This window comes from Microcoleus sp. AT3-D2 (assembly GCF_036705715.1).
Classification (GTDB): domain Bacteria; phylum Cyanobacteriota; class Cyanobacteriia; order Cyanobacteriales; family Microcoleaceae; genus Microcoleus.
The window spans coordinates 345,483-364,283 of record NZ_JAUBVE010000001.1; the positions used below are offsets into that span (position 1 = coordinate 345,483).

13 protein-coding genes are annotated in these 18,801 nt (G+C 46.5%); 3 read left to right on the forward strand and 10 right to left on the reverse strand.

The window, feature by feature from the left end; translation table 11 throughout:
- Nucleotides 1–411: 411 nt before the first annotated feature.
- Nucleotides 412–1,428, reverse strand: coding sequence for a zinc-dependent alcohol dehydrogenase family protein (locus QUB44_RS01300; protein WP_333362191.1), 1,017 nt, complete (start codon nt 1,426–1,428; stop codon nt 412–414).
- Nucleotides 1,429–1,562: 134 nt separating this feature from the next.
- Between QUB44_RS01300 and QUB44_RS01305 the strand changes: the two genes are divergently transcribed.
- Complete coding sequence (locus tag QUB44_RS01305) at nt 1,563–5,108, forward strand: EAL domain-containing protein (RefSeq protein WP_333362125.1); 3,546 nt, start codon at nt 1,563–1,565, stop codon at nt 5,106–5,108.
- Nucleotides 5,109–5,158: 50 nt separating this feature from the next.
- Here the strand turns inward: QUB44_RS01305 and QUB44_RS01310 are convergent, their stop codons facing one another.
- From QUB44_RS01310 to QUB44_RS01330, 5 genes are all read right to left on the reverse strand, one after another.
- Complete coding sequence (locus QUB44_RS01310) at nt 5,159–5,422, reverse strand: four helix bundle protein (protein ID WP_445299855.1); 264 nt, start codon at nt 5,420–5,422, stop codon at nt 5,159–5,161.
- 220 nt (nt 5,423–5,642) lie between these two features.
- Nucleotides 5,643–6,161, reverse strand: a complete 519-nt coding sequence (gene ilvN / locus QUB44_RS01315; RefSeq protein ID WP_333362128.1) for an acetolactate synthase small subunit — start codon at nt 6,159–6,161, stop codon at nt 5,643–5,645.
- An 815-nt stretch (nt 6,162–6,976) separates the two neighbouring features.
- Entirely contained in the window at nt 6,977–7,789 is an 813-nt protein-coding gene (locus tag QUB44_RS01320) for a carbon-nitrogen hydrolase family protein (RefSeq protein WP_333159546.1), read from the reverse strand.
- Between the two features lie 244 nt (nt 7,790–8,033).
- A complete protein-coding gene (gene psaJ / locus QUB44_RS01325; protein ID WP_333037175.1) occupies nt 8,034–8,162 on the reverse strand; it encodes a photosystem I reaction center subunit IX in 129 nt (42 codons plus the stop codon).
- 119 nt (nt 8,163–8,281) lie between these two features.
- The gene (locus QUB44_RS01330) at nt 8,282–8,770 is read right to left on the reverse strand and encodes a Photosystem I reaction center subunit III (protein WP_333037176.1); all 489 of its coding nucleotides are present in this window, start codon (nt 8,768–8,770) and stop codon (nt 8,282–8,284) included.
- A gap of 330 nt (nt 8,771–9,100) precedes the next feature.
- Here QUB44_RS01330 and tsaD point away from each other — a divergent pair, with 330 nt between their 5' ends.
- A complete protein-coding gene (gene tsaD / locus QUB44_RS01335) occupies nt 9,101–10,174 on the forward strand; it encodes a tRNA (adenosine(37)-N6)-threonylcarbamoyltransferase complex transferase subunit TsaD (protein ID WP_333362131.1) in 1,074 nt (357 codons plus the stop codon).
- Between the two features lie 81 nt (nt 10,175–10,255).
- Nucleotides 10,256–10,747 (forward strand): N-acetyltransferase family protein, encoded by a 492-nt coding sequence (locus QUB44_RS01340; protein ID WP_333362134.1) that lies wholly within the window; start codon nt 10,256–10,258, stop codon nt 10,745–10,747.
- A 207-nt stretch (nt 10,748–10,954) separates the two neighbouring features.
- Here the strand turns inward: QUB44_RS01340 and QUB44_RS01345 are convergent, their stop codons facing one another.
- The 4 genes from QUB44_RS01345 to QUB44_RS01360 all read right to left on the reverse strand — a co-directional run bounded on the left by QUB44_RS01345 (nt 10,955) and on the right by QUB44_RS01360 (nt 18,681).
- Complete coding sequence (locus tag QUB44_RS01345; RefSeq protein ID WP_333362136.1) at nt 10,955–11,695, reverse strand: HAD family hydrolase; 741 nt, start codon at nt 11,693–11,695, stop codon at nt 10,955–10,957.
- Nucleotides 11,696–11,903: 208 nt separating this feature from the next.
- On the reverse strand, nt 11,904–12,287 hold the full coding sequence (locus QUB44_RS01350; RefSeq protein ID WP_333362139.1) for an endonuclease domain-containing protein: 384 nt from the start codon (nt 12,285–12,287) through the stop codon (nt 11,904–11,906).
- Between the two features lie 535 nt (nt 12,288–12,822).
- Nucleotides 12,823–17,034: a chemotaxis protein CheB gene (locus QUB44_RS01355; RefSeq protein ID WP_333362142.1), complete on the reverse strand. Its 4,212-nt coding sequence runs from the start codon at nt 17,032–17,034 to the stop codon at nt 12,823–12,825.
- A 237-nt stretch (nt 17,035–17,271) separates the two neighbouring features.
- A complete protein-coding gene (locus QUB44_RS01360; protein ID WP_333362145.1) occupies nt 17,272–18,681 on the reverse strand; it encodes an adenylate/guanylate cyclase domain-containing protein in 1,410 nt (469 codons plus the stop codon).
- Nucleotides 18,682–18,801: the final 120 nt, after the last annotated feature.

Genomic DNA, 18,801 nt, shown 5'->3' on the forward strand with positions numbered 1-18,801 from the left:
ACCGATTTGATATCTTTTAGGCTGCCAGCTTTTTAATCATCAGCCTAATAATATGAATTCCGGTGGTGGAATGATTAAACCGCAGAGGGCGCAGAGGATACAGAGAAACGGAAGAGACAGATGAATGATTCCGATGCCAACGGATTTGATATAAAACGAAGATTCACCTTGGTCGTCTAATTAGCCAGAACTCTCTCAAAATTATTAACGAGGATTTTGCACTTTTCTATCCAATAATTTCATATCATGTCCGATCGATTAATCATAATATCCCGGTCGGGGCGAGCGAGTTTTTGAGATTGTCAATTATTGGCAGGTATTCTTGGTGAACTCGCCCCTACAAAAATCGCGGTTCCTCGACCGGGCATGATATCAGTTGTGAATTTCTTATTTATTTAAGCATCCGCATTTTTAACCCCCAATTTCAAGCACTATTTTACCGGTTACTGAGCCTGTTTCTAACAGTTCGTGAGCGGCTTGCGCTTCTTCGAGAGGGAAAGTTTTGCTGACGTGAATTTTTAGCAAGTTGCGATCGCACAAACGAGCACACTTCTGCAAAATATGAGCCTGCTGTTCCTGTTCCTCCACCAAACCTTCCAGCATCGGTGTCAACATTAATTCCAGACTAATTCGCAGATTCCGCATTCTCGCTGTTTTCAAATTGCCCAAAGCCGGATCGGGTTCCAAAATTGTTACCAAATCTCCATAAATCTTCACAGCCGGAATAGTTTGGTAAAAAGTTTCTCCCCCGACTGTATCGAAAGCCAAATCAACTCCTTGTCCTTGAGTCCAAGTCAAAACCTCATCGACAACATTGGTATTTTTGTATAAAATAACTGAATCTGCACCTAGGTGCTTGATAAAATTGGCTTTTTCCTCAGAACTAACAGTCGTGCAGACCTCTGCCCCCTGCAACTTCGCCAACTGTACCGCGACGTGGCCGACACCGCCGGCACCAGCTTGAATCAGCACCTTCTTTGATAACACCTGGCCGGCTTGCAAGCGCCCTCGATCGTACAGCGATTCCCAAGCTGTAATTAAAACTAACGGTGCCGCCGCCGCCTCGGCAAAACTTAAAGCAGCAGGCTTGAGGGCGAGAAAGCGTTGGTCTACAACGGCAAACTCAGCATAAGTACCGATCGACCCGCCCAAACCGCCATTGCAGAAAAAAACCTCGTCTCCCACTTGGAAACTTTGTACACCAGCACCGACAGCCTCTACGACTCCCGCACCGTCGCACCCCAAAACGTGAGGAGTTTTCTCGGGGTAAAAAGTGCCGCGCGATCGTAACTTAGTATCTATCGGATTGATACCTGCCGCTCGCAACCGCACCAAAACTTCAGTTTCTGTTTGTATAGTAGGGGCGGGGATATTTTGCAGTTTCAATACGGACGGGCTTCCGGGGGTTTGAAAAACGATCGCTTTCATCATGGGTGTTAACTCTGTTGTCGCTTTCACCTGCGATCCTACCTTGTATTCGTTACCCATCCGTGACGATACTTAGTTATTTTTAAATAGATTGGCTTCAGATAACTACAATAATTGTCGAGCGGTGCTAATCGATGTTCGAGCTAGATTTATTTTTTTACTTTGAAATTTTTGCATATCTTCTGGGATTATTGGCGACTTTAGCCGTGGTGTCCGCGATTTATCTCAAGTGGCACCGAAGGCCATCTAGTCTACCGCTAGCCCGCGAGCAACGGCAGTTGGCAGAATTAAAGCCCGACGATTTATCTGCGGGATTGAAAATGCGGAAAAACTTTTTGATTTTCCCCAACTCAAATCAGTGGCCGGCAACTGACAGCTTCTTGGGTAAAGTTTTAGGTATGGGCCGCGCTGTATTCTTCGCCCAGCAACAGCGCCTAACTGTGAATTCTTCGCCTCTTTTGAGGCCGGGAACCAGCAAAATCCTAAGTCTGAGCATTTCGGGTTCGATGGGAGACAATCTCGATCGCCCGAATGCCGAGAATCCTCCCAAAGTTAATCGTTTCGCGCAATTAGAGGAAGATTTGCTGGGCGAAATCCTAGCAGGTACTGATTCGCCAGGGGGGGCAGAATTCTTTGATGCCTTAGTTTGCCACTTAGCCTCAGCACTCGGAGTTCGCACCGCCGTCGCTGCCAAATCGATTAAGTCGAAGCCACGCACCGATGCTGCTGCTGATAGATTGCAAGTTATCAGTTTTTGGAGCGACGGACAGCAGCAGCCAAACTTTGAGTGCGACACCGCCAATACTCCCGAAGCGCGGGTGCTGGAGGCGGGAATGTATTCCTGTCCCGACAACCTCTGGGAAACCTTTCCAGAAGACCGCAGACCAGTAGTTACAGGTGCGCGCAGTTTCCTGGGAGTCTTGCTGAAAAACTCTTACGGCGAACCTTTAGGCATTATTTGTATTTTTCACGATCAACCCCTGGTGGAAGCACATCTTGCCAAATTCCGATTAATTCTCAGCATCTTTGCCGGACGGGCCGCCGCTGAATTAGAGCGGCAGCGTCTAGAAGCAGCATTGTCCACTGTAGAAGCGAAATACTGCGCCCTGGTAGAACAAATGCCCGCTGTCACCTACATTTCTCCCCTCAACCGCAAGGCTGCCAAACTTTACATCAGCCCGCAAATCGAGACTTTTCTAGGTTATTCTGTAGCTGAATGGAGAGCAGATCCCGACCTGTGGCTGAAACTCGTTCACCCAGAAGACCGTGACCGCGTGTTAGTTGAAAACGCTACACAAAAATTCAGCGATGGAGAAGATATCTTCTGCGAGGGGTCGCTGGTTTCAGAATACCGTGCGATCGCCCGCAACGGCCGAGTCGTCTGGTTCCGCGATCAAGCGACCGCAGTTCGCGATGAAGCAAGCAAGTGTGTCATCCTTCAAGGAGCAATGTTTGACATCACAGAGACTAAAGTAGCTGCCAGCGCGCTGCTAGAAAGCGAATATCGCTATTACACCTTGGCAAAAATACTGCCTGTCGGGATTTTCCGCGCCGACGCTGCTGGAGATTGCTTGTACGTCAATGAGCGATTTTTGGAGATGGCGGGACTGACTGCGCCAAAGGCACTAGGCGAAGGTTGGGCGCAAAGTTTGCATCCCGAAGACCGCGAGCGTGTTTTGAGCCAGTGGTATCGCGCTGTCACAGACAAGTTGCCCTGTAAGCTAGAGTACCGCTTTTGCAACGGTGACTTCACAACCTGGGTATTTTGGCAAGCAGTGCCAGAAATGACCAAAAGTGGGGAAGTTCTAGGCTATCTCGGCACGTTGACCGATATCAGCGATCGCAAGCAGGCAGAATTCGCGCTGCAACAGGCGGAAGAGAAATACCGCAGTATCTTTGAAAATGCGATCGAAGGCATTTTTCAGACAACGCCCGACGGACGCTACCTCAGCGCTAACCCTGCTTTGGCGAGAATTTACGGCTACGAGTCGGCCGCCGAATTGATCGCGAACATCCAAGACATAGACCGCCAACTTTACCTCGATCCCAACCGCCGCGTCGAGTTTTTGCGCACGATCGAAAAACACGGTTTTGTGTCTGAGTTTGAGTCCCAAGTTTACCGCGCTGACGGCACTACTATCTGGGTTTCGGAGAACGGTCGGGCAGTTCGCGACCCTGACGGAAATTTACTTTACTACGAAGGTACTGTCGAAGATATTACTCTCCGCAAAATAGCAGAAGATAAGTTAGTACACGATGCTTTGCACGATATGCTAACCGGTTTGCCCAACCGATCTTTATTTATGGATCGCTTGGGGCACGCGATCGATCTTTCAAAACGCCGTCCTGAGATTTTGTTTGCGGTGCTGTTTATCGATCTTGATCGCTTTAAGGTTGTTAACGACAGTTTGGGGCATTTAGTGGGCGATCGGTTGCTGATCGCGATCGCGCAGCGCCTGGGAATCTGTTTGCGCGCTGGAGATACCGTTGCCCGTCTCGGCGGCGACGAATTCGCTATTTTGCTGGAAAATATCAAAAGCACCGAGGATGCGATCCAGATTGCCGAACGAGTGCAAGCGGAACTGGCAGAGCCTTTTTACCTTAACGAATATCAAGTTTTTACCAGTGCTAGCATTGGGATTGTTTGTTCTGGTGTTCCTCCGTATCCAACGGAAACCAGCAAACTGTCGAGTCCCGAAAATCTGGGAAATATCGATCGGGAAACTTCTTTGTCTTGCTTATCTGCCGACTCTCCTGTTCCCAATGTCCCGTTGTCCATGTTGTACGATCGGCCTGAAGAACTTCTCCGAGATGCAGATGCTGCCATGTATCATGCTAAGGGATTGGGCAAAGCTCGCCACGAAGTTTTTGACTTAAGTATGCACACTCGCGCCGTCGCCCTTTTGCAACTGGAAAACGACCTGCGACGCGCTTTAGACTCCCAGGAATTTCAGCTTTACTATCAGCCCATCGTCTCTCTTGTTACCGGTAAAATCAGCGGTTTTGAAGCGCTGATCCGGTGGTATCACCCGCAGCGGGGTGTCGTATCTCCCGGCGAGTTTATTTTAGTAGCAGAAGAAACTAGATTAATTATACCTATGGGCTGGTGGATGATGCGATCGGCTTGTCATCAGATCCACGAGTGGCACCAAAAATTCCCTGCCAATCCGCCCTTGACTGTCAGCGTCAACCTTTCTAACCAACAATTTAAACAACCGGATTTAATCGATCGTATTCGCGAAATTTTACAAGAAACTCAGCTTGACCCCCGCACTTTAAAGGTGGAAATTACTGAAGGAGTCATCATGGAGAATGCTGAATCAGCAGTCGCTATCCTCGCGGAATTGAAAAATTTAGAAATTCAATTATATATTGACGATTTCGGCACTGGCTATTCTTCTTTGAGCCGCCTGCACACTTTTCCAACTGATGCTTTAAAAATCGATCGAGCTTTTGTCAGCCGCATGACTGAAGATGAAGGCAACGAAGCGATTGTACAGACTATTTTAATTTTAGCCAGTCATTTAGGCATGGATGTAATTGCTGAAGGAATCGAAACCATCGAACAGCTTAATTTACTCAGAGCGCTGCAATGCGAATACGGACAAGGATACTTTTTCTCAAAGCCGATAGACAGCATCGCAGCCACACTTTTGATAGCAAGTCAACCTAAATGGTAATTGGACTGTTGACTGTTGACTGTTGACTGTTGACTGTTGACTGTTGACTGTTAACCTTTGGCTTTTTGTTTTAGTGAGTTAAGATAAGCATTAAGTTTTGGTGAAAGTTCATTTAATAAGGGATGCAGGCGATCGATCTGTTCTTGAGTTAAAAGATTTCGAGCGTAGGCAAGTCTTAACCAGTGTCTTGTTTCGTTTAAGGAGCCTCTGGCAATTTTCACAAAACGCTGATTATCTTGGCAGCTATAGCGTCCATGTCCTTCTGCAATATTAGCACCAACAATATCAGCCGATCGCACTATTTGTTTGCCCATCGTATCCTTCGTAAACTCGTCCCATTTTTTAACAATAAACCATATTTCATTTTATATTTTTTCAGCTAATTGATGAACTTGTAGCTGTTGAAAGCTTTCCATATTAGCTGCTTTAAATAATTAATAGCCAACAATTAATTAATGACCAATACAAGTTAACCGTCAACCGTCAACAGTCAACCGTCAACAGTCAACCGTCAACAGTCAACCGTCAACTTCCTTAAACTTTCGCTTCCAAAGACTTGAGAAACTCAGTATTTACCCCCGACTCCCGCGTCAGGGCAATTTTCCCAGTACGAGCAATTTCCTTAATCCCAAATCTATTCAGAACCTGGACGATCGCCACCATTTTACCGGGATCTCCGACAACTTCCAATGTCAGCGTATCATCACCAATATCCACCACTCGCGCTCTAAAAATTTGAGCTAACTCAATTATCTCCGATCGCGTCCCGCTAACAGCATTAACTTTCAGCAACATCAACTCCCGTTCGACACAGGGAATTTCCGTTATATCCTGAACTTTAAGCACGTTAATCAACTTGTACAGTTGCTTGGTCAACTGCTCGATAATCTGGTCATCTCCGGGTACAACCATCGTAATCCGAGATATTCCCACTTGCTCCGCCGGGCCAACGGCGAGACTTTCAATATTAAAACCCCGACGGGCAAATAAACCAGCAATTCGAGTGAGGACACCCGCTTCATCTTCAACTAAAACCGAAAGAGTGTGTTTCATCAGAAAATTGGGTAGAAACCTCGTCCTTTTAGGACGGCTTTATATTACAATATAATTGGTCAACGACCCACCCGAGACGATGGATCAAACAGCCTATACGAGCGAAGTTCAGCCTTGTGCTGGCGGCGAAGCAAAATCGGTAGACCGGGAAAAAAGGATAGGGCAATGGTAAACATCCCTAGAATCAAAACTACGAAGAATTCCGTTTGGTATTCGACACGTAAAAACCGCAGGGCTTGCGGGGTTAGTCTGTGGAGCGAACATAAGACCAAATCTCTTTTAGGGTGGAGGCAGTTGCGAAGAAGCAGAAATTCAAATCGTGAGGTTTGGGAATCCCCGTACCTTCAGGTCGGGGTGGATGTCAATTCTCCAAAAAGACGCATTTCGTGTACTTCTACTTTTGCCCATTCGCCTTTTAGCAGAAGTGGACGCCCATTGAACCTGCCTTAGACATTTTATCGCGAGTTATTTGCCGTTCAACTCCAGCAAAAAACAATATATGGCGGTTCTCAAGCGTGGTGAGGTATGCCCACGGAGGCCTATGCCCCCGGAGGTCTATGCACGACGTCGGTTCCCTCATGTTACTAAGAAAGGCTATATTAAGCTGTCGGGGCGCCTAGTCACGCCTGATCGACAATATCCGTCCTAGATCAGCGTCAACCCGCCACAACCGGGGTTTTTTGGTCGATCGCACGCACATCATCTAAGTTTTTTTGTCTACGAACCTACACAATTACTTGAGCGAATAAAAACTTTTCAGGTCTTGTCGCTGACGGGGACTGAAATTTTGACACCCAATGGGTGCCAAAATTTATTCACAGAAAAACCCGGTGTTGCAGAGATGGCATCTGGCGGCGGACTTGTTCTAGTCGATCGGGATTAATTTCTGCAATCGCCACACCCGGTTCCTCTCCAGCATCCGCCAAAACGGCACCCCAAGGGTCTACAATCATCGCGTGACCGTGTGTTTGACGGCGGCCGTAGTGGCGGCCAGTCTGTGCGGGGGCGATCATATAACAAGTATTCTCGATCGCCCTAGCTTGCAACAAAACCTTCCAGTGATCCTTGCCAGTGTAAGCGGTAAACGCCGCCGGCACGAACAAAATATCAGCCCCTTTGTACGACAAATGCCTGTACACTTCCGGGAACCGCACGTCATAGCACACCGAAAGTCCCAGCGTCCCCAAATCCGGCGACACATAAACAGGTGGCAAATCTTCACCAGCTTTCACAGTGTTCGATTCCCTGTAAGTAATGCCGTCGGGAACATCCACATCGAACAAATGTACTTTTCTGTACCTTGCCACTTCAGTGCCGTTTGGGTCTACCAGCAAACAAGTATTGTATACCTTCCCTCCTGGAGTCGGCACTGGAAATCCGCCGCCCAGAATCGTTACCTGGAACCGCTGGGCCATCGTTTTGAGGAATTTTTCGCTTTGGAGTCCGATCGCCTCTGCTTGAGCAATTTTTTCCTCCTCTTCTCCCATAAACGAGAAATTTTCTGGTAAGGAAACTAACTCCGCACCTTGACGCACTGCCAGGTCGATTAATTCCTCTGCCTGAACCAAATTTTTTTGCAGGTCAGGCAAGCTAGTCATTTGAATTGCTGCGGCGAGATAAGACTTCATCGATTCAAAATATTAGTCAATAGTCAATAGTCATTAGCCATTAGTCATTAGTCATTGGGAACTAATTTGATAACTAAATAGTTTAGATCCTTGGGTTTCACCCATTTCGGCGCTGTTTTGCACGAACTGGTATGGTGTGAGAGTTTTGATATTTGAGCTTTGAATTCACCTGTAACTCATCACTCAAAACTCAAAACTCTCAACTTTTTCCTACTAGGTTTTCCAACCTAATTTCCTTCAAATCTTACGGCATCGGATGGAAAAGCAGGTCGGGGAAAAAGCGGTTAAATTCAATTAAAGCCGCAGCTTGAATAGATATCCAAAGGATAGCCAATACTGGTGCTGTCGAAAGAAACTTGACAAAGTATTGCATGAATTCTGCTCCTGAAAATTCGAGACAGTTGGTAATTGCCGATCGGTCTAGCGCGCTAATTGCTAATTTCTAGTTAATTACTTAACTTTTAGCTATTAGCTCTTGTCCATTTCCCAATTTTAGCGGGGGGAAACAGTAATTTCGTCGTCCTTCGCAAACATTTCACCGCTGGTGATTGATGTGAGAGCTGCCAGAGGCCATAAAACGCCGCTCAGCATACATTTGATTGCCAAAGGAACGTCGATAATAATCTCTTTTTCCTCTGGGGTTGCTGATTTTTTGGTAACTTGCAGATAAGAACGGCCTACCCAACCAATCCAACCTGCGATATACAAGAACAGTATGCTAGGAATCAAAAAGTCCCCTGCTTTGCTCAAGTTGCCGTCTACGATTAAGTGCGGGTATCCTTCCGGGCCGCACATAGCTTGAGAATAGCGATCGAATCTTGCTTTCGCAGATGCGGGGTCGCCATTGGTAGAACGTGCATTTTTAGCCAGTTCCTTGAATTCGGGAGAGTCTTTGCACGGCACTAAATTGTAAGCCGAAGCAACTGGAGCAAAACTGATCCAGACACTCAACACTAAAATTGCAGCAAACAATCGTCGCATGGAATTGTTTCCTTTTGTTACAAAACAATAAGTTTTTGTACAAGCATTTCAACTTGCCGATCTGGAATCCAGATGATCGTGTTTGTTGACAGTGTAAAGTATCCATCATTGATGCGGCAAAGCCCAATAGAATGAGGGATTCCCGTTTTCATAGGTCAATGCTGAGCTAGCAATACCGCGAGGATATTCCTTCATTGCATCCGATGACGGCCTTACCTGTCGATCGGGCAAATATCCCTTAACAATAACCTGAGTACAGGTAGAGCGGGGGACTTGCGCCGAATTAGTTAAGCTAGCAATAACTAACCTATCAAATAAAATTACCAGTTAATGGCAACCATTTTCGCAATCGAAACAAGTTGTGACGAAACAGCAGCAGCAATTGTTAAGAATCGTCAAGTTTGCAGCAATGTTGTAGCATCACAAATTAAAATCCACGAGCAGTTTGGCGGAGTAGTGCCGGAAGTGGCTTCGCGGAGTCACCTAGAAATGCTCAATCAGGTAATTGCCCAGTGTCTCAGTGAAGCAAACCTGAGTTGGTCAGAAATTGACGGCATTGCAGCGACTTGTGCCCCCGGTTTAGTAGGTGCATTGTTAGTTGGGCTGACAGCGGCGAAAAGCTTGGCAATAGTCCATCAAAAACCTTTTTTAGGCGTCCACCACCTCGAAGGGCACATCTACGCTTCTTACCTTACCGAACCCGACTTGCAGCCACCGTTTTTGTGTTTGTTAGTTTCCGGGGGACATACTAGCTTTATTTACGTCAAAGATTGCGGCGTTTATGAAACAGTAGGACAAACACGGGACGACGCCGCCGGCGAAGCTTTTGATAAAGTCGCGAGATTGTTACAGCTAGGATATCCCGGCGGGCCGCTGATGGACAAATTGGCCGGCCTTGGCAATCCCCAAGCATACCCTCTACCAGAAGGCAGAATTTCCTTGCCTGGTGGCGGATATCATCCTTACGACAGTAGTTTTAGCGGCTTGAAAACCGCAGTTTTGCAATTAGTGCAGAAACTCAAAAAACAAAATAACAATGTGGGTGAGGAAGGATTCTTGCCTGCCCCTACAATTAATGATATTGCGGCCAGCTTTCAGGAAACTGTAGCTAAGGGTTTAACAAAAAGAGCGATCGACTGTGCCGTAAATTTCGGGCTTACCACTATTGTAGTCGGCGGGGGAGTTGCAGCAAACAGCGGACTCCGAAAACACTTACAAGCAGCAGCAGCAAAACACAACTTGCGGGTATTGTTTCCGCCATTAAAATATTGTACAGACAACGCCGCAATGATTGGCTGTGCGGCGGCAGAACACTTGCAGCGAGGACACACATCGCCGCTGACTTTGGGAGCAAATTCAAGAATGGCTGTCAGCGATATTATGGAACTGTACAAGAGTTATTAGTTATTAGCCATTAGTCATTAGTTAACAGTCAACAGTCAACAGTCAACAGTCAACAGTCAACAGTCAACATTCAACCCAACGATGAAAATCCGCGACGCAGAAGAAAGCGATTTGCCAGCAATTGTTCAAATATACAACGCAGCAATACCGGGCAGAATGGCCACAGCAGATTTAAAACCAGTCTCAGTCGAAAGTCGCCTCCCGTGGTACAGAGAACACTCTCCCAATTCCTGGCCGATTTGGGTAATGGAATCAGAACAAAATATTGTTGGCTGGCTGAGTTTTCAGATTTTCTACGGACGCGCTGCCTATCAGCATACAGCAGAAGTTAGCATCTACGTCGCACCCGATCGCCAACGCTGCGGAATCGGACAAAATTTATTGCAATCGGCAATTGTGCGGAGTCCAGAATTGAAGCTTAAAACTCTCATAGGAATAATTTTTGCTCACAATCAGCCCAGTGTAAAATTGTTTGAGAAATTTGGCTTTCAGCGGTGGGGATATCTGCCACAAGTTGCCGAACTTGACGGCGTTGAAAGAGATGTCGTAATTCTGGGTTTGCGTTTTCTGTAGGGAAACGGCAATGCCAATTGGTGTCAACTTAAGGTCAAACGTAATACCGGTCTGCTGTTTGACGATTAGGCCTCGATCCCCCCTAGCCCCCCTTAAGAAGGGGGGGACAGGAAGCGCTCAAAGTCAACCCCTACTCCCCTTCTTAAGGGGGATTTAGGGGGATCGAGACTACGGTAGAAGCGAGATTTTCCAGGCTCTGATGTTTGCTCAATCTGGTAAAATTGTAATTTCATCCAAAGATGCGATCGCCACATCAGCATTTTCCAAATGACTAACCTGGGCCTTTCCCCAACAAATCCCGATACAGCCAGCCGCGCCCGCATTTTTACCCATCTGAATATCGCCCGCTGAATCTCCTACCATCAAAGTTGCTGCGGGATTTACTCCGAGTTTCTCACAAGCTTGCAAAAATAATTTCGGATCTGGTTTATGAACCGTTGAATCAACTCCCATTTCTAACTGAATGTAGTCAGCTAATTCGTGGTGTTTCACAAATTTCTGTACCGATTCTGTTGTAGCAGCCGAAAGAATCCCCAGTTTTAAACCCGCTTCCGAAAGATATTTTAGCACTTCCAAGCTGCCGACAAATAGAGGAGAAACAGCACTAGTTTTAAACATTTCGTCAGCTTCGTCAAAAGCGCGGCGCGCAATAGTTAAAGATTCCAGCCATCCCCTGCCGGTTTCGGCGATGTATCCCGCCGCCACAATCTCATTTTCCCTACGACTACCGACTGCTAGCAAGCCTGTGGGGTCGATGCTGCCACCTTCGATGCCGAAAGCCATTTGTAAAGGCTCTCCAACGCCCGGAATTTGAGCGTCTGCGAGGCGCGATCGCTTAATTCCCAACAATCTCAAAAATTCTTGAGAATCCTCTAGAGTGCCGTCTTTGTCAAAGATTACGGCTTGGATATTCGAGAAAGTAATGCCCCGACATTTAATAGTTACCAAGAACCTGAACTCCGTAATATTTATATTTTTTTCTATCTTCCCATATTGCGCTATTTTTAGCAATTGTTTTTAGCGCAACATAACTCTCTTGTCCCACCCCCTACTCCCCTTATTAAGGGGGGCTAGGGGGGATCTGGCCTTAACTATTACGAGATATATCGTACTCTTGTCCCCCCCCTTATTAAGGAGGGTTAGGGGATATCTGGCCCTAAGAATGACGATCGCACGCACCCAACAACTCCTGACAAACTCCCTCGAAACGCTGCAACACATCAACATTCGTAAACCTGACAACTTGCAGTCCATACCCCTCGAAAATCCCTGTTCTTTCCGCATCATATTGTTTCCCCTGTTCAGTAAAATGACTCTCGCCATCAACCTCAATTACCAATCTTAAAGCAGCACAATAAAAATCTACAATAAAATTGTCGATGGGTCGCTGTCTCAAAACTCTAAAAGGGAAATTTCTCAGAAAATCTTCCCAAAGTTTCTTTTCGGCTGGAGTTGGATTTTTCCGAAGTTCCTTGGCGATAGGGATGAGTTTTGGGTTGTAAGGTAGGTGGAAATTCGAGTCGTTTAATTTGGTCATCATCCTCCTAATCTCGGATCGATCCCCCCTAGCCCCCCTTAATAAGGGGGGGACAAGATTCTTCTCAAAGTCCCCCTTCTTAAGGGGGATTTAGGGGGATCTCTGGGGGATAAAGAGTGTTAACGCAAGCGTATTTGGTCATCCTCCTCCTAATCTCGATCCGGAGATCCATCCTAACCCCCCTTCTTATACCAATTTTTTATGAGGTTGCATAGAATCCGATCCCCCCTAGCCCCCCTTAAGAAGGGGGGGACAAGATTCTTCTCAAAGTCAACCCCTACTCCCCTTCTTAAGGGGGATTTAGGGGGATCGAGATATGTGCAACTTCACATTAAATTGGTATTAATCCGATCCCCCCTAGCCCCCCTTAAGAAGGGGGGGACAAGATTCTTCTCAAAGTCAACCCCTACTCCCCTTCTTAAGGGGGATTTAGGGGGATCGAGATATGTGCAACTTCACATTAAATTGGTATTAAGGGGGGACAAGGTTTAACTGCCTTATCTAATCTCAAACATCATAAATCACAACTCCAAAATATTTAAAATCGTCCTACTAAATTAGCCACCATTAATCCTAGTACAACCGGCTCGATCGGCTTAACCATATGCCTTTGAAAACCAGCTTCGATCGCCATTTCGCGTTCTTTATCGTTCGCATAGGCAGTCAGCGCCGCGGCTGGGATTTCTCCTCCGGCTTCCGCAGCAAGAGCTCGCACTTCTCGAATTAAGAAAAACCCATCTTCCTCTGGCATTCCGAGATCGGAGATGAGCACATCATATCTGCCCGGATTTGCAGTCAAAGCAGCGATCGCACTTCTGGCAGATGCAACTGCCAAAACCTCCGCCCCGTAGCCTTCAAGCACAAATTGTAAGAACTCGCGCGTATCGATCTGATCGTCTACGGCTAAGATGTGCAAACCTTCGAGAGAGGGGACGCGATCGCTAGAGACGTTTAAAGGCCCTACCAAAGCAGTTGACTTTAAATCGATCGCCGATGTCAACTCTGGAGGTAGCGATCGCAACGGCAATCTCACAGTCATTGTAGTTCCTTGTTCATCACCCGGACTTTCGGCTTGCACAGTTCCCCCGTGCAATTCAACCAGGTGACGCACGATCGCTAAACCCAATCCCAGCCCTTGATTCCCTTTAACGCTGCTGGAATCGGCTTGATGGAAACGATCGAAAATATACGGCAAAAATTGTGTCCCAATGCCTTTTCCCGTATCGCTGACTCGAAGTAGAGCATGATCCTCGATCGTCGATACCATGATTTCCACTCGTCCCCCCGCCGGAGTAAACTTAATCGCATTAGACAGAAGATTCCACACAACTTGCTGCAAGCGATTGATATCCCCTAAAACAGTCGTAGAAATCAACTGCGAAACAATTTGAATGTTTTTGGCTTCGGCTGATAATTGAACCCCTTCCAGCGCCGCTTGCACCACTAACCGCAGATCGATCGGACAAATGCACAGTTGAAGCTTACCACTCGTAATCCGAGAAATATCCAGGATATCTTCGATTAACTGAGATTGCGCCCTCGCGCTGCGCTCGATCACCTCTAAAGCCTTAGTAACCTCTGCTTCCTTCAGTTTCCCGGAACGCAGAATTTGTGCCCAGCCCAGGATCGGAGTCAAGGGATTGCGTAATTCGTGGGAGAGATTCGCCAGAAATTCATCTTTACTACGGTTAGCTGTTTCTGCCTCGTGGCGGGCAAACTGTTCCTGCAGTAATAACTGCGATCGTACAGTCTCCAACTGCTTGCGCTCCGTGATATCCTCGATCGACAACAGAATCATTAAAGCTTCATCTTCTCGTTCAAGTTTACAAGCATTCAGCAGCATGGTTTTGGGCCCGATATTATCAAATAGGTGATCCAACTCAAAGTTTTCAAGCTGAACATCACTAACCAGAATATCTTCCAGAATCCATCGCACTTGGGGGATATTCCACTGCCCGTTGCCTAGCTCAAACAGCGAAGATTTTGCTATTTCTGACGGTGAAACCTGAAACATTTTATAGAACGATCGATTTGCTTTATTCACTCGGAAATCAGCATCTAGGACGACTAAAGGCGTTTGCACAGTTTCCACAATGGTTTCAGCATAATTTCGGGCCTCCTCCAAGGTTCTGGCACTGCGTTTAAGAGCATCAATATCGAGCAAAACTATCACCACACCGTCAATCTGGTTTTCCGTTGTCCGGTAAGGACGAATGCGGAGGTTGTACCAATATCCCGATAAAGTTTGAATTTCTTGTTCTTTCGTCTGGAGAGTATCAATCACCTCCAAAATCATCTGTTCCAAGTCAGGAACGTTCAGAGTCGAGCGGATGTCGCTAAAAGGTCGTCCCACATCTGCGGGAATCACACTAAAAATTTGCTGTGCCGTTGGCGTAAAGCGTCGAATCTGTAAATCGTTTGTCAGCATTAAGATAGGGATATTGATACTGGAAAGCAAATTTATCAGATCATTATTCACCAGGCTTTGTTCAATATTTCGGCTACGAAGTTCCTCGTTAGTGGTAGTGAGTGCCTCGTTAGTGGCTTGAATCTCTTCTTTGGCAGTTTCTAACTCCTCATTGGTGCTCTGCAACTCCTCGTTGCTCGATAGGATTTCTTCGTTCGCAACTTTGAGGTCTTGGTAGAGGCGTTCCTGATCCTGGACTACCGCTTGCAGTTGGGCTTGAGCCGCAGTTTTTTCTTGGTTAGCGGCTGCAAGTTGCTGCCTCAGCAGCTCAATTTCGCCCACTAAATCAGCTTGATCTAAGCTTTCAGGGAGGGCGCTGAGGTTAAGCACCCTGGGTGAAGCCTGTTCAAATAGCACCAAAAAGTAGCGTCCTTCGACCGCCTGTGGTCGGAAGGGAATCACCTCAAAATTGACGATACTCGATCGTCCGCCTGATTCAAGCAATACCCTTTCTTTCCTAATGGTTACGTTCTGCGTTTGTGCCTGATAAATCGCGGTGCGAAGCTCTACCAGCAAGCCTGCCCTTGCCATTGCCAGCAAGTTTAAGTTGGGCGTTCCTGCTACCACTCTCAAGTAAGGATCGATGTCTCCCCGCACTTGCAGGATTTTCATCTGCTCGTTGACAACCACACTGGGTGGGGCATATTGATTTAAAATCAGTTGGTCAGTTTCGTGTTGTAAATCAAAGCTATTCCTAAAATTGTCCTTCCCTTCGTGCCGTTCACGTACTTTAGCGAGGGGATAGGAACTCGGCGTAAACGAAAGATTGGGACGAGTCGCAGTCAACTTTTTGGCATAAATTTTAGACTTTTTATCCACTGAATTAAACAAGTAGGAAAATTCTCCGGTACTCTCAGAAGTGCCTAACAACAGAAAGCCCGTTGGGTTGAGACTGTAATGGAAAATCGGCATCACTTTTGTTTGCAATGACTCTCCAAAGTAGATCAGCACATTGCGACAGCTAACTAAATCGATATTGGAAAAAGGCGGGTCGCTGGTTAAGTCTTGTCGGGCAAATACACAAAGTTCGCGGACTGCCTTGCTGATTCTATAGCTACCTCCTACTTCGGCAATAAAGAAGCGAGTACGTCGCTCTTGTGAAACATCTACCATCTGGTTTTCTGAGTAGACTCCAGACCTCGCTTTCGTGATCGCCTGTTCGCCAATGTCTGTGGCAAAAATCTGGATCGGTGGCTGGATGGATCGATCGCCCAAAAACTCTAACAAGCAAATGACGATCGAATAAACTTCTTCACCTGTCGAACATCCCGCCACCCAAATCCGAATCGGAGTTTCGGCCGATTTATTTTGAATAATCGTGGGGAAAACCAGTTCTTTTAACTTTTCAAAGGCTTCGGGATCGCGGAAGAAACTGGTAACGTGGATCAGGATTTCTTCATACAGGGCTATGACTTCAGCCGAATTGTGTCGAAGATGTTGGACGTAATCATTCAAGGTTTCCAGCTTGTACAACTGCATCCGTCGCTGGATGCGTCGAGCGATCGAGGTGGGTTTGTAGTGGCTAAAATCAAGGCCTGTGCTCGATTTCAGCAGCCCAAAAATAGTTATCAGGGCATCTCTCCGTTCGGGCGATTCCTCAAGTTTTGTCAGAGGAAGCGGGCCAGTCAGAAGCGGACTGCGACTATACTTTGCCAGTTCCTCGGCAATTTTTTCCGGTGGCAGAATGAAATCGACATTGCCTGTCGCAACAGCGGTATTCGGCATACTATCGACTTGTGCTGTGTCTTGACATTGAGCAAAAGTCATGCCTCCGGCTGCTTTGATTGCCTTGAGTCCGAGTGAACCGTCTCCGTCTCCCCCGGATAATACTACGGCGATTGCTTTGTGCCCGCGATCGATCGCCAATGAGGTAAAAAACGCATCTCCCGGCATATATTTGCCATAAATCTTCTCGCGGGGTGATAGTTGCAACACGCCTTTACATAGCACCATCTTGGTGTTGGGCGGAATAACGTAGACTTGATTTGGCTCTACAGCTACGCCGTCTTTTACCTCATTAACAGGCATTTGCGTCTTTCTCGCGAGAATCTCGCTCAGCAGACTTTTGTGATTGGGATCTAAATGCTGAATCAGCACAAACGCCATACCAGTATCGCTCGGTAAATGGCTCAGTAACGCCATGAATGCTGCCAAACCTCCTGCTGAGGCGGCAATCCCAACAATGGGAAACGGGGCATCCGTTTCGGCTAATTGTTCGGAATCGAGGGCGGCTGGTGCGATCGATTCGGGTGTATTTTCTGGAGGTAATTGAGGAGAAGTCATGATGTGAAGTCCTTGACTTCAGTTATTTAGTAGAATACATAGCTGGCAAGCGTAAGGCTGATTAATTCGGACTATTTTTATCAAAGCCTACTTAATTTATCTGCATTATGAAGCTCCTTCAAGGATGAGCTACACTGTGGGAGCCATTATCTCAGGGCGCTCTAAAAACTCTATCTGCTGTTGGGGCGAGCACGACAAGAGGCTGGCAATAACCAAGTAGTATATGTGCTTTTGTACTTAGCTTTTTTCAGCGACAAGTGTAGGAGACAGCGGGATTACTGATTCCATATTAATTCTAGCAGTATAAGCGACTTGTGCGCCTTGTATTCCTTTTAAATCTTCTACTCGTTTTTGAATTTCGGAGACTCCAGCAGCTTTTAATGCTGTTAAAAATGCTTGGTCGCTGTAAACATCTTCGGAAAACGAAACTTCGTCACTTTTAGAAAGATTTTGAATGCGGGCGGCTTTGTTGACTGTAGAGCCAAAGTAGTCGATCGAATTATTAAGATTTACCAGCAAAGCCGTACCTCGGTGAAGGCCAATCCTGACTTGAATCCACTCTTGTGGTTGGCGAGTTGAGTTATACTCTCTCAAACAGGCTACAGCACCAGCGGCAGCCATAATTGCTTGTTCGTTGCTAATAAAGGAAGCCATGACGGCATCGCCGATGGTTTTAATAACTTTACCGCCAAATTTCTCGATCGACTCAAAGAAAATTTCAAAATGATCGCGCACAATATTGTAAGCTTTCGTATCTCCCAGTGTTTCGTACATTCTGGTAGAACCGGTAATATCAGTAAACATAATAGTAATTGCCCGAATCTTGACTCGCTCTCTTTCCGATATTACTTGATCGCCGAACAAACGCTTATAATCCGGGTGATGAAGCAGTTGCATTCCTGACAGCCGCAGGGGCAGTTGCTCTACTGTCAATTCATCGGGCAATTCATCTGAATGCAAAATCAGTCCCGACAAATTGTGTTCGGCATTAGTTAATTCTATCTTGACTTTTCCCGGACGCACGGCAAGCTCTTTTTTATCAAAATCTGGGCCGGCTAACTGGTGGAGTTTAATTTCTTGTATCTCTTCTGTTTCTTCGCCTTCAACCTTTAAAATCCCTTTAGCTAAAGTCAGGGGACAGCAGTAGCGGTATCGACCTTTTTCTAAGCTAACTATCTCTGATTCGGTGCAGTAGAGAGGTGTCACCAGTTGCAGTTTACTCTGGAGCACGGGAGGGGGAGCGCAGACGGGCCGCAGTTGCGGGTCTTCGATTTCTTTGTTGAGGGAAAAAGTAACTTCGACGCGATCGAGCAAATCAATTTTAAACTCGCGATCGCACATCGGGCAAAAAGACATTTCTGATGTGTCTGCCAAATCCTTAAATTCTTCTGTAATCATGTTGCAGTGGGGACAGTGAATATCCCAGTGCAAGTCAAAAGCACCGGCTTTTACTCCGTGCAGAAATTCGGAAGTAATTTTTTTAACATTCTTGACTGTATCGCCTGCTACGTAGTAAGGATTAATTCTCAATCTTTGCAAAATGTGGGAACCGGTTAACCAGTTTTCGATTTGGTCGATCGTTCCTTTGCTACAATTGGGACGTTTTTTGAGCTGTTCTAATTTTTCTTTTAATAGTTCGATGTTCATGATCCACTTGCCTGTGAGCGTCAGGGCAAGAAATTTATAATAATTTACTTGGATAATTTGCTCGTCTGGCTGGTTCTGCCGTGAGAATTATTTCTGATGAGTTTGCACCTGTGCCGATCT

Bases quoted from the DNA above. Each gene is read 5' to 3' on its own strand.
- QUB44_RS01350 (WP_333362139.1), bottom strand. From the start codon at position 12,287: ATGATGACCAAATTAAACGACTCGAATTTCCACCTACCTTACAACCCA.
- ilvN (WP_333362128.1), bottom strand. From the start codon at position 6,161: ATGAAACACACTCTTTCGGTTTTAGTTGAAGATGAAGCGGGTGTCCTC.
- QUB44_RS01340 (WP_333362134.1), top strand. From the start codon at position 10,256: ATGAAAATCCGCGACGCAGAAGAAAGCGATTTGCCAGCAATTGTTCAA.
- QUB44_RS01360 (WP_333362145.1), bottom strand. From the start codon at position 18,681: ATGAACATCGAACTATTAAAAGAAAAATTAGAACAGCTCAAAAAACGT.
- QUB44_RS01300 (WP_333362191.1), bottom strand. From the start codon at position 1,428: ATGAAAGCGATCGTTTTTCAAACCCCCGGAAGCCCGTCCGTATTGAAA.
- psaJ (WP_333037175.1), bottom strand. From the start codon at position 8,162: ATGCAATACTTTGTCAAGTTTCTTTCGACAGCACCAGTATTGGCTATC.
- QUB44_RS01310 (WP_445299855.1), bottom strand. From the start codon at position 5,422: ATGGGCAAACAAATAGTGCGATCGGCTGATATTGTTGGTGCTAATATT.
- tsaD (WP_333362131.1), top strand. From the start codon at position 9,101: ATGGCAACCATTTTCGCAATCGAAACAAGTTGTGACGAAACAGCAGCA.
- QUB44_RS01305 (WP_333362125.1), top strand. From the start codon at position 1,563: ATGTTCGAGCTAGATTTATTTTTTTACTTTGAAATTTTTGCATATCTT.
- QUB44_RS01320 (WP_333159546.1), bottom strand. From the start codon at position 7,789: ATGAAGTCTTATCTCGCCGCAGCAATTCAAATGACTAGCTTGCCTGAC.
- QUB44_RS01355 (WP_333362142.1), bottom strand. From the start codon at position 17,034: ATGACTTCTCCTCAATTACCTCCAGAAAATACACCCGAATCGATCGCA.
- QUB44_RS01330 (WP_333037176.1), bottom strand. From the start codon at position 8,770: ATGCGACGATTGTTTGCTGCAATTTTAGTGTTGAGTGTCTGGATCAGT.